The following is a 10,478-nucleotide window of genomic DNA, read 5'->3' as shown; positions in this document are numbered from 1 at the left end:
TGGGCCGCGGCCTTCGGCTCTTGGCCGTCTAGGCCCGGCCCATCAGGCGCTCGATCTCGGCCAGTTCCTTCTCCGGCAGCGGGCCGTGCTCGAGCGCACCGGCGTTCTCCTCGACCTGGGCGACCGTGCGGCAGCCCGGGATCGGGATCGTGCGGGAGTCGTACGCCCACAGCCAGGCGAGCGCTCCCTGGGCGAGCGTCCGCCCGCCCGATGTGAGCAGCTCACGGATCGCCGCGATCCGGTCGAGGAACTCCGCGGTCGGGCGGCCGTCGGTGAAGTACGTCATCCACTCCGGGCTCAGCCCGCGGATGTCATCGAGCGGGAGCCTGGAGTCGGCGGCGTACTTGCCGCTCAGCAGGCCCATGGCGAGCGGCCCGCGGATGATCACGCCGAGGTCGAAGCGGTCCGCGACGGGCAGGACGCCGAAGGAGCCCCGCAGCACCGACAGGTCGGCCTGGATCGCGGTGCAGTGCTGGCCGGCCTGGGCGAAGGCCTCGGCGCGCTCGGGGTAGTCGGTGCTCCAGCCGTACGCGCGGATGAGGCCCTGCTCGACGAGCTCTTCGAGCACCGGCACGAGGTCGAGCGCCTGCGGGATCGGCAGGCTGTTGATGTGCAGCTGGTAGAGGTCGATGTGGTCGGTGTCGAGCCGGCGCAGTGACTCGCGCACCGCGTGGCGCAGGCCGGCGGGGGTCCCGTCGTCGGGCCCGGTCTGGCGCGTCTGCTCGTCGAAGGTACCGCCGAACTTGGTCGCGATGACCGCCTCGTCCCGGCGACCGGCGAGGGCCTCCGCCAGGACCAGCTCGCTGTGCCCCGCGCCGTAGACGTTGGCCGTGTCGAAGAAGTTCACGCCCAGGTCAAGGGCTCGGTGGATGGCCCGGATCGACTCGCGGTCGTCGACCTCGCCCCAGCCGAGCGGCTGCTCCCCGGCCCAGAACGGCCCCCCGATGGCCCAGCATCCGATCCCGAGGGCGCTGACCTGGATCCCGCTCCGCCCGAGTGTCCGCATGTAGTCGCTGTTCATGCTGGAGACCCTGCCACCTGGAGCGCGCTCCAGGTCAACTCAGTCAACCGAGAAGGTCGTAGGTCAGCCGGGCGACCAGCCCGAGCACCACCACGAGCAGCACACCGCGGACGAAGCCGGTTCCGCGCTTGAGCGCCATCCGAGCCCCGATCGAGGCCCCGAGAATGTTGAAGACGGCCATCCCGGCCCCGGCCGCCCACCAGACGTGCCCGCCGGAGGCGAACACGGCGAGCGCTCCGAGGTTCGTCCCCACATTGACCAGCTTCGCCATCGCGGACGCCCGCACGAAGTCCGCGCCGACGATGGTGGTCAGTCCCAGGATGAGGAACGTCCCCGTCCCCGGCCCGACGAGCCCGTCGTAGAGCGCGACGACGCCACCGGCGACGGCCACCGCCAGCACGACCCGTTTCGGCGTCGCGAGCTCGGGCCGCGGTACCGCACCCAACTGGGGCCTGAAGGTAACGAAGATCGCCACGGACACGAGCACGGCGAGGATGACCGGCTTGAACGCCGCGGCGGGCACGGACGCCGCCAGGACCGCCCCACCTCCGGCGAAGAGGAACGCGAGCGGCACGGCCGGCCCGGCGACCCGCCAGTCGATCTCGACCCGCCGCGCGTACGTGTAGGCGGCGGTGGAGGTCCCGGCAACGGCGGCGAGCTTGTTCGTCCCGAGCGCGGTGGCGATGGGAATCCCGGGGCTGGCGAGCAGGATGGCTGGCAGCAACAGCAGCCCGCCGCCCCCGACAACGGCATCCACCCACCCGGCGGCCAGCGCCGCCCCCAGCAGCCCGGCCAACTCCCCAACACCCACGCGGACGCACTCTGCCCGACCGCCCAGATTTGGTCAGTAACCCCCGTCACCCAAGACACCCCTTACCTCTCGTAGGGGGCCGGTCAGCCCACCAGCCGGCGCTCACGGGAAGGGATCTCCGCGCGGCGATCCGCCAGCCGCCACCCTCAACACCGACGCGCGCCAGGAGCCGGCCCGCCGGGTGCGCACAGACATCGCCGGACCCGGGAGCCGGGTTCGGGGGCTCGGGGTTCGGGGTTCGGGGCTCGGGCCACAGCCAACCCGGCGCAGAAAACGTCAGCGGGCCGGCACGAGCCCAGAAAACTGTCATACCCCCCGACTAGCCTGACCCCAGAAATCGCGGCGGGATGGGCAAGCGGAGCGAAGCCCACGCGAGTCCGAACGGAGGCCAGCACGATGGAAAGCCAAACGTTGCCAGCAGCAGAGCCACAATCCACCCGCAGGACCTGGTGGCCTGGCCAGCGAAGCGCAGCCAGTGCCGCGCGAAAGCGCGGCATGGGGGGCGCGGGGTGGCGAAGCCCCCCGCCTGGAGCAGGCGAAGCCTGCGCGGGGAACCCACAGTCCCCAAGGCGAGGCCGCCACAGGCGACCGAGCAGGGTGACCCTAAGACTGTGGAGTTGAGGGGACTCGAACCCCTGACCCCCTCGATGCGAACGAGGTGCGCTACCAGACTGCGCCACAACCCCAGCCGGTCTGCCGAAGCGGACCGGCGCTAACAGTAACAGGTCGCCCAGGGGCACCGCGAATCAGATCATTGGCCTGACGCGCGAGTGTCGTACGGGCGGCCGCGGAGGGCGGACAGGCGGGCGGCCTCGCGCCGGGCGCGGTCGCGTTCGGCCAGCTGACGTGCCACTGCCTCGCGGCGCTGGGCGGCTCGGCGGAGCTGCTCGCGGCGGACCTGGGCCTGCCGCCGGGCGATCCAGGCGGCGTAGTGGGCCTCGCGGCGACGGCGGCGGCGGTCGGCCAGGGCGCGCGTGCGCAGGTGGGCCAGGTACGTGATCAGGAGCACACCCGTGACAGCGGTGCTGATCCAGAAGCCCGGGCCGACCAGCGCGACGCCGCACAGTTCGACCATGTTCAGGACGACGAGGGCGAGGAGGACCCGACGACGGCGATAGACGGCTCGCGGCGGGCGGTGGACCCGGCGGCGCCGGGACGACGGCGGGACGGTGGCCAACGGGCGGCCCGACCGGCCCACGCGACCGGCGACGTCCGAGCCGCCGGAGCGGCCCGACGAGTCCGAACGGCCCGACGAGTTCCAGCGGCCCGGCCGGCCCGGCAGGTCAGCGCGGTCGGCACCCTTGCGGTCGGGGCGTGGTGACGGCGCGACCGGGGTGCCCGAGGACAGGCGCGGGACCACGATCCGCGGCGGGTTGACCGGGCGGCGGCCGGGAACAGTGCGGCGGCGTCGGTCCGCACGGGACAGCACCCGTGCAGTCGACAACGCCCGCTCCGCCACCAGCCGCTCTGTAGCGTCGTATCGGCGCACCAATGCGGGCGCCAGGGCGAGAAGCCCAGCAGCGGCGAGGACGGCGAGGAGCACCGAGGTCGGCACCCTCACCCCTCCGAAACCACGAACGAACTTGCGAACGAACTTGCGAACGAATCTGCGTACGAATCCAAGACGAACCAACTACGCGATTCGAACTGACGGACGAACCGCGGAAAGCGCGGACAAGGAATCCAAGTCTGTGGAAGTTACAACGCGGTAACTCCGTCTCAAGACAGTACGGCCATACGCGCGTAATACGACGTCAACACGCCCTACGCGGCGGCGGAGACCTTGTGCCAGCGGGCCAGGAGGCCGCCCTCGCCGGTCAGATCCTCGGTGGTCATCGCGTAGCCGAGGTGGTCCCGCCAGTCGCCGTCGATGTGGAGGTACCGATGGTGATAGGCCTCCTGCCGGAAGCCGAGCTTCTCGACGACACGGCGGCTGGCCAGGTTGTCCGGGCGGATGTTGACCTCGACCCGGTGCAGGCCGCCGACGCTGAAGGCGTGGTCGACGACCAGGGCCAGCGCGGTGGGGATGATGCCCTTGCCGGCGTAGCGGGAATCGACCCAGTACCCGGCGTAACCGGAGCAGAACGCGCGGCGGACGATGTTGCCCAGCGTGAGCTGGCCGACCAGGACGCTTTCGTAGCAGACCGCGAACGGCATCGCGCTGCCCTGGCGGGCGGCCCGGCGCAGGTCGGCGTGGACGGCCCGGAAGGCGGCCGTGGAGTTGAGGTCGGCCCAGGTGCCGTAGGGGGTCGGCTCCCATTTGGACAGCCACTGCTCGTTGGCCCGGCGGACCTCCGACCACGCACGCGCGTCGGAGCGCCGATACGGCCGAAGCGTGACCGGTCCGTCAGCGAGCACCGCGGGCCATCCTGGCTGACTCATCGCCGCCTATCCAACAGTATGACGTCGACCGTGGACCCGGCGGCCGCGCTGATGACCTTCTCCCCCAGCACCATGAGCCCGTTGGCGTCGGCCAATCCTGACAGCGTGTAGGGCCCTCCCGCCAGAGGGGCGACCGTGTAACCGCCGCCGCGACGCTCCGTGATGTAGGCCGGGCGGAACTCCCGCATGCCCGACGGGGAGCTGACGGTCTCCAGCAGGTGGGCGCGCACGCTCGGCCGGAACACCGGGTCGGCGCCGGCGAGCAGTTGGATGACCGGGCGGGCGAGCACCTCGAAGCCGATGAGGGCGGCGCCGGGATCGCCGGGGAGGCAGACGATCGGCACCCCGTTGGAGCCGCCGACGGTACCGTAGCCGAGCGATGAGCACGGATAGACCGAAAGATCCGAGAAGACGACCTGCCGGGACAGGATGCGGCGGACCATGTCGCCGGGTCCGGTCCCGGTGCCGCCGGTCGTGATGATCAGGTCGGCCCGCAGCATCTGGTCGTCGAGGAGGCCACGCAGGCCCTCGGGGTCGTCGTCGCAGATGCCGACCCGGTAGGCGTGGGCGCCGGCCTCGGCGGCGGCCGCGGTCAGCGCGTGGGAGTTGGCGTCGACGACCTGGCCCGGCTGGCTGGCCCGGCCGACGTCGACGAGCTCGTCGCCGGTGGCGATGACCACGACGCGCGGGCTGGGGCGGACGACGACGTGGCCGATGCCGCTGGCGGCGAGGACGGACACGATCGGGGGCGTGACGTAGGCGCCGGCGCGGGCCAGGACGGCGCCGGCCGGCAGCTCGTCGCCCGCGCGCCGCACGCCGTGGCCGCGCTTGGTCGGGTGGTACACCTCGACGGCGGCCATGCCCTGGTCGGTGAGGCCGGGCGGCACGATCACGTCGGCGCTGACCGGCATGAGCGCGCCGGCGGCGACGGAGAAGCAGGTGCCGGGGGTGAGCCGGACCGGTCGCCAGCTGGATGCGACCAGGTCACCGACGACGCTCAGCCGGACCGGCCGGCCCGGTTGGGCGTCGCTGATGTCGTCGAAGCGCGCGGCGTAGCCGTCGATGGCGGCGTGGTCGAACGCGGGCACGGGCCCCGGTCCGACCACGTCCTCGGCGAGCATGTTGCCGTGCGCGGCGGTGATCTCCAGGTCCAGCGGGGGCAACGGGCGCAGCCCTCGGAGCACGCCGGCGAGGTAGTCGGCGAGGGGGACGCGCGCGTTCGGCCCGACGCCGGCGTCGCGCGCCGCGTCGTGGTGGGAGCCCGTCGCTGGAACCGCTGTCACCCGCGCAGTTCCTTCTCCACGAACTGCGTCAACCACTGGCTGAACGCCGGACCGAGATCGTTGCGCTTGACCGCGAGCTGGACGACGGCCTGCAGATACCCGAGCGGCATGCCGGTGTCGTAGCGCGTGCCGCGGTAGACGATGCCGTGCACCGGCGTGCCCTCGGCGAGCAGCAGCGCCATCGCGTCGGTCAGCTGGATCTCGCCGCCGGCGCCCGGGCCGATGCGGCGGATGGCGTCGAACAGGATCGGGGGCAGCACGTAGCGGCCGATGACGGCGAGGTTGCTCGGCGCCTCCGACGGCTTGGGCTTCTCGACGAGGCCGGTCACCCGCAGTACCTCACCCGCCTCGGCCTTCAGGTCGGACGGCTCGATGGAAGCGATGCCGTATCGGTTGCTCTCCTCCGGCTCGACCTCGATCAGGGCCAGGACGATGCCGCCCGTCTGCGCCTGCAGGTCCAGCATGGCGGGCAGCAGCGGCTCGGTCTCCTCGACGAACTCGTCGCCGAGCAGACAGGCGAACGCCTCGTTGCCGACGTGCGACTCCCCGTACGAGATGGCGTGGCCCAATCCGAGCGGCTCCCCCTGACGGCACGTATAAATTTCGGCGAGCTCGCTGGGGCGTTTGACCGCGGCGAGCCGCTCGTCGTCGCCCTTCTCCGCGAGGCGCGCCTCCAGGTCGGGCCGGCGGTCGAAGTGATCGACCATGGAGGTCTTGCCCCGCCCGGTCACCAGGAGGATGTCCCTGATGCCGGCCGCGGCCGCCTCTTCCACGATGTACTGCAGCACCGGGCGGTCGACGACCGGGAGCAGCTCTTTCGGCACGGCTTTGGTCGCCGGGAGGAAGCGGGTGGCCAGCCCCGCCGCCGGGATCACGGCTTTGACAGCTCGCTGGCGCGTCGCCGCGTGCTGGTGAGGAGTCGTGTCAGGCATGTCGCAAGGCTAACCGCCACGGCTCTGTCGTGGCGGTTGTGCCGCCTTTGGCGCGCCGGGCGTCACCTCGACGCTCCCCTTTGTACTGGTCACAGCCCCGGCGATGCGGTATGTGTCCCGTCCGCCGGCCTTCGCCGCGTACAGCGCGTCATCGGCCGCCTCCAGCACCGCGCCCCCGGTGGCGCCGTGGTCGGGGAAGACCGCGATGCCGATCGACACCGTCACCGGGATACGCCGCGGCGCCTGGCCGGGCGTCGAGGACACCACGATCACCGGGCTGCGGCGCACGGCCGCGCCGAGCCGCTCGGCGAGCACCGCGGCGCCGGACGCGTCGGTCTCCGGCAGCAGCACCACGAACTCCTCGCCACCCTGCCGGAACGCGAAGTCGACCTCGCGGATCTCGGCCCGCAGCCGGCGGGCGAACTCGGCCAGCACGGCGTCGCCGGCGGCGTGCCCGTACGTGTCGTTGACCTCCTTGAACCGGTCGAGGTCCAGCGCGAGCGCGGCCAGCGTCCGGCCGAACCGGCTGGCCCGCTCGACCTCCCGGCGCAGCGACTCGCGCAGGTAGCGGTAGTTGGACAGGCCGGTCAGCGGGTCGGTGAGCGACAGCCGCTGGGCCTCCTCGTGGACCCGGACGTTGTCGACGGCGACCGCCGCCTGGCCGGCGAACGTGCGCAAGGTGATGAGGTCGGCGTCGTCGAACTCGTCGAAGCCGTGCCGGTCGTACAGCGCGAGCACGCCCCGGGCGGCCGGCGGCCGGTCCGCGAGCGGCTGCTCGAGCCCGGTCGTCGGCCCGACGGCGGGCGCGGCGATCGGCACGGCGACGTACGTGGCGCAGCGCGGCTCGCCGGGCGACAGCACCGGCCCGTCCCGCTCGACCCGCCCGCGCAGCGGCTCGCCCGACGCGGCGACCGTGCCGAGCAGGCCCTCGCCCAGTTGGAGCCGCAACTCGCCGACGTCGATCCCGGCAAGCCCCTCGGCGACCTGGCCGCGCAGCTCGCCGCTGCCCGGGTCGACCATGAGCACCACGCCGGACTGCGCGCCGGTCGCGGCGGTCGCCGTCTGCAGGATGACCTGGAGGATCCGGTGCAGGTCGTGGGTGCTCGACAGGGTGTCGCCGAGCACGCCGAGCTGCCCGCGGAGCTGGTCGCGGCTGGCGGTGAGCGCCTGGACGTACCCCTGCATCTCCCGCGTCATGCGATTGAACGTCTGCCCCAGCCGGCCGACCTCGTCCTGGTTGCGGACCGGCACGCGGGCACTGAGGTCACCGTCGGCGACCCGCTCCACGGCCTGCGCCAGCTCGGTGAGCGGGTGGGTCGTCGAGCGGGCGAGCCACCAGGCGACGCCGACCGCGACCAGCCCGGCGCAGACGACGACCGCCACCAGTACCGCATAAAGCTCCTGCGTCTCGGGCGCGGGAACACTGATCGCGAGCATGAGCGGCTGGCCCGGCTGCGGGTCGAGCCGGCGCACCAGGCGCCCGTCGGTCGACGCCCCGGTCGCGCCCGGCACCAGCCCGCGCGCGGTCGAGGCGATGCCGCTGTCCTCGGCCGACGGCTGCGCGCCGGCGGCGAGCGAGTCGATCCGCACCCCGCTCGCCTCGGCGAGCCAGCCGAGCAGCGTCGAGTCGACCGGCTCGACCGCATACGCCCGGCCGATCCGCCGCCCGCCCGCGTCGACGACGTCGACGACGGCCGAGATCGCGCCGTGGGCGTCCGGCGTCGGCGCCGCACAGTCGGCCCACGGCCTGCCCGGCAGGTCACCGGCGGTGGTGAGGACGAGGCCGTCGGTGCGGATCACCTCGACGGCCCGGGCCAGGCCGCGGGAGACCACGCTCTGGGCGCCGTCCACACTGAGCAGGGCGGTCGTCTCCGCCGCGAGCCGCAGCCGCTGGCAGGTGACCGCAAGCGCGGCGCGCAGGTTGTCGGCGCCGGCGTCGAGCCGCTCGGCCGCCCGCCGGTCGCTGACCGCGGCGACGGCGATGCCCACGAAGACCGCCCCGAGCAGCACCGGCCCGAGGACGACCGCGAGGAAGGCAGCGGTCAGCCGCGCACGCAGCGTCACTCCGTCCTCCCGCACTTCGGTTGATGCGATGCTGTCACAGATAAGGAGGAATTCCGTGTTCCCGCCGAAGGTGTCCCCCAAGTCCGAGCTCAGGGCGCGCATCCGGTCCGCTCGGCGGGCCATGTCCGCGCCCGTCAAGGCGGCAGCCGACGAGGCCCTCGTCGCCGCGATGGTTTCGGCAGTACTGCAGGTGCGCCCGACATCGGTGGCGGCCTACGTCCCGATGCTCTCCGAGCCGGGTGGCCCACAGCTGGTGACCGCACTGCGGGAGGTCGTGCCGCGGGTCCTGCTGCCGGTCCTGGACGACGACCTGGACCTGGACTGGGCGGTCGCCGACGGCTCCTACGCGGCGGGCCGGTTCGGCCTGATCGAGCCGGCCGGTCCGCGGCTGGGCCGGTCGGCGGTGGCCGCGGTCGAGCTGATGCTCGTGCCGGCGCTGGCCGTGGCGCGCTCCGGGATGCGGCTGGGTCAGGGCGGCGGCTCCTACGACCGGGTGCTGCCGCGGGTGAGCGCGCCGACGCTCGTGCTCCTGTACCCGGGCGAGTACGGCGCTGCGGTACCTTCCGAGCCGCACGATCGCCCGGTTTGTGGAGTTCTGGTCGGAAATGAACCCGATGGGTATGAGGAGCCCCACCTCTACTGGACGAATGGGTGTGCGATAGCGCACCATTGGCACTCGGAGCAGTCGAGTGCCAATGATGGAGGCTGAGGGTGCCTACCTACCAGTACGCCTGCACGGTGTGCGGCCACCAGCTCGAAGCGGTGCAGTCGTTCAGCGACGACCCGCTGACCGAGTGCCCGGAGTGCGCGGGCCGGCTGCGCAAGCAGTTCTCCGCCGTGGGCGTGGTGTTCAAGGGTTCGGGCTTCTACCGCACCGACTCGCGCTCGTCCTCCAAGGCGCCCTCGTCGTCGTCCACGCCGTCGACCTCGTCTTCTTCCCCGTCGACGACCACGTCTTCCTCGTCGTCGTCGGACTCGAAGCCGGCGGCGCCGAGCACCTCGGGCGCCTCGACGAAGTCGGCCTCGGCGGCCTGACCAACGACATCAAGCACCCGATCCCAGCCCGGGGTCGGGTGCTTCGTCGTGCCGCCGCTTCAGTCCCAGTGCGGGGGCCGGTCGGAGAGCAGCCGGTCGTCGTTGCTCGACGACCGCTCACCCCAGCCCGAGTCCGTGTCGTCGGTCGTGGTGTCCGGCAGCACGACCAGCTCGTCGGCGAAGTCCTCGAAGCTCACTTCTCGCTGCTCATCGGTGGGAGCCCACCCGTTCGTCCCTGCCACGGCGCCGAGCGTACTCCGACGAGTTTGCGGGAAAGTGGCCGAATGACGACAGTCGCCTTCCCGGAACACGGGTCACACTCGGCGGCATGACACAACCCACCCCCGAGGCCCCGGTCCCCACCGGCCGCGCGTCTGTCGACGCGGTCACGGTGGACGAGCAGGAGACGCTCCGGCTCGCCGACCCGAACCGGGCCGCGGACCCCGACGCCACTCGCCCGATGTCCCTGGCCGACCTGCTCGACAACGACTGATCCAGCACCGACTCACCCGGGACGGCGGACTCCTCCTCCTTCGCCCGCCGTCCCGGATGGGTAATCTCGACTGCGTGAGTGACGAGGACGCCTACTGGCGGCGCCCGGCGGAGGGCGCCGAACCGCCGCCCCCGGCCACCCCGACCACGCCGTCACCGGTCTCGTACTCCGGGCCTCCACGCGGCACGCCACCTCCGCACGGCTGGCGCCCGCCGACGGTGGAGAACCCGATCCCGCCGCGAAAGTTACCCGGCCAGGACCGCGAACGGATCGACCGCGAGGAGCAGGCGGCAACGATCCTGACCCGCGGCATGGCGCTGTTCGCCGGCGCCGTCCTGCTGGTCCTGCTGTTCATCCTCTGCGGCCGAGCACTGTTCTAGCCGCCGCCGCCGACGGCGGCCGGGCCATGATCAAGGGAAACATCTGGCTGTCATAGCGACCAGATGTTTCCCTTGAT

General features: G+C 72.4%; 12 protein-coding genes, 1 tRNA gene and 1 pseudogene. 4 read left to right on the top strand and 10 right to left on the bottom strand.

Annotation, left to right across the window (positions count from 1 at the left end; all coding sequences use genetic code 11):
- Positions 1-28: 28 nt before the first annotated feature.
- From ABZS66_RS33880 to ABZS66_RS33845, 8 genes are all read right to left on the bottom strand, one after another.
- Positions 29-1,021 carry an aldo/keto reductase gene (locus tag ABZS66_RS33880; protein ID WP_354764893.1) on the bottom strand — a complete coding sequence of 331 codons (993 nt, stop codon included), beginning with the start codon at positions 1,019-1,021 and terminating at the stop codon, positions 29-31.
- A gap of 43 nt (positions 1,022-1,064) precedes the next feature.
- Positions 1,065-1,832 carry a TSUP family transporter gene (locus ABZS66_RS33875; RefSeq protein ID WP_354764892.1) on the bottom strand — a complete coding sequence of 256 codons (768 nt, stop codon included), beginning with the start codon at positions 1,830-1,832 and terminating at the stop codon, positions 1,065-1,067.
- Positions 1,833-2,444: 612 nt separating this feature from the next.
- Positions 2,445-2,518, bottom strand: a tRNA-Ala gene (locus ABZS66_RS33870).
- Positions 2,519-2,583: 65 nt separating this feature from the next.
- Positions 2,584-3,393, bottom strand: a complete 810-nt coding sequence (locus ABZS66_RS33865) for a hypothetical protein (protein ID WP_354764890.1) — start codon at positions 3,391-3,393, stop codon at positions 2,584-2,586.
- Between the two features lie 203 nt (positions 3,394-3,596).
- Complete coding sequence (locus ABZS66_RS33860; RefSeq protein ID WP_354764888.1) at positions 3,597-4,214, bottom strand: GNAT family protein; 618 nt, start codon at positions 4,212-4,214, stop codon at positions 3,597-3,599.
- Positions 4,211-5,497, bottom strand: a complete 1,287-nt coding sequence (glp, locus tag ABZS66_RS33855; RefSeq protein ID WP_354764886.1) for a gephyrin-like molybdotransferase Glp — start codon at positions 5,495-5,497, stop codon at positions 4,211-4,213. Before glp ends, ABZS66_RS33860 begins: the two co-directional genes overlap by 4 nt.
- A complete protein-coding gene (locus ABZS66_RS33850) occupies positions 5,494-6,429 on the bottom strand; it encodes a UTP--glucose-1-phosphate uridylyltransferase (protein WP_354764884.1) in 936 nt (311 codons plus the stop codon). The genes glp and ABZS66_RS33850 overlap by 4 nt, the downstream gene beginning before the upstream one ends.
- A gap of 9 nt (positions 6,430-6,438) precedes the next feature.
- Entirely contained in the window at positions 6,439-8,493 is a 2,055-nt protein-coding gene (locus ABZS66_RS33845; RefSeq protein WP_354764882.1) for a diguanylate cyclase, read from the bottom strand.
- A gap of 55 nt (positions 8,494-8,548) precedes the next feature.
- Between ABZS66_RS33845 and ABZS66_RS33840 the strand changes: the two genes are divergently transcribed.
- Positions 8,549-9,202, top strand: a complete 654-nt coding sequence (locus ABZS66_RS33840) for a 5-formyltetrahydrofolate cyclo-ligase (protein WP_354764880.1) — start codon at positions 8,549-8,551, stop codon at positions 9,200-9,202.
- 2 nt (positions 9,203-9,204) lie between these two features.
- Positions 9,205-9,297 (top strand): annotated as a pseudogene (locus tag ABZS66_RS33835) (zinc ribbon domain-containing protein); the annotation flags it as partial.
- A 62-nt stretch (positions 9,298-9,359) separates the two neighbouring features.
- On the opposite strand, the gene ABZS66_RS33830 reads toward ABZS66_RS33835, so the two are convergent.
- Both ABZS66_RS33830 and ABZS66_RS33825 read right to left on the bottom strand, forming a co-directional pair.
- Entirely contained in the window at positions 9,360-9,545 is a 186-nt protein-coding gene (locus tag ABZS66_RS33830; RefSeq protein WP_354764954.1) for a hypothetical protein, read from the bottom strand.
- 42 nt (positions 9,546-9,587) lie between these two features.
- On the bottom strand, positions 9,588-9,770 hold the full coding sequence (locus ABZS66_RS33825; protein ID WP_354764952.1) for a hypothetical protein: 183 nt from the start codon (positions 9,768-9,770) through the stop codon (positions 9,588-9,590).
- Between the two features lie 86 nt (positions 9,771-9,856).
- Here ABZS66_RS33825 and ABZS66_RS33820 point away from each other — a divergent pair, with 86 nt between their 5' ends.
- Together ABZS66_RS33820 and ABZS66_RS33815 are read left to right on the top strand one after the other, a co-directional pair.
- Positions 9,857-10,021 (top strand): hypothetical protein, encoded by a 165-nt coding sequence (locus ABZS66_RS33820; protein WP_238015888.1) that lies wholly within the window; start codon positions 9,857-9,859, stop codon positions 10,019-10,021.
- A 74-nt stretch (positions 10,022-10,095) separates the two neighbouring features.
- A complete protein-coding gene (locus tag ABZS66_RS33815; protein WP_354764878.1) occupies positions 10,096-10,401 on the top strand; it encodes a translation initiation factor 2 in 306 nt (101 codons plus the stop codon).
- The last annotated feature ends 77 nt before the right edge of the window (positions 10,402-10,478 follow it).

This window comes from Dactylosporangium sp. NPDC005572 (assembly GCF_040605515.1).
Classification (GTDB): domain Bacteria; phylum Actinomycetota; class Actinomycetes; order Mycobacteriales; family Micromonosporaceae; genus Dactylosporangium.
The sequence above is the reverse complement of the archived record's forward strand: the minus strand, read 5'-3'. Positions and strand labels throughout refer to the sequence as shown.

Coding starts and splice junctions, on each gene's coding strand:
- ABZS66_RS33820 (WP_238015888.1), top strand. CDS start 9,857: ATGACACAACCCACCCCCGAGGCCCCGGTCCCCACCGGCCGCGCGTCT.
- ABZS66_RS33850 (WP_354764884.1), bottom strand. CDS start 6,429: ATGCCTGACACGACTCCTCACCAGCACGCGGCGACGCGCCAGCGAGCT.
- ABZS66_RS33880 (WP_354764893.1), bottom strand. CDS start 1,021: ATGAACAGCGACTACATGCGGACACTCGGGCGGAGCGGGATCCAGGTC.
- ABZS66_RS33860 (WP_354764888.1), bottom strand. CDS start 4,214: ATGAGTCAGCCAGGATGGCCCGCGGTGCTCGCTGACGGACCGGTCACG.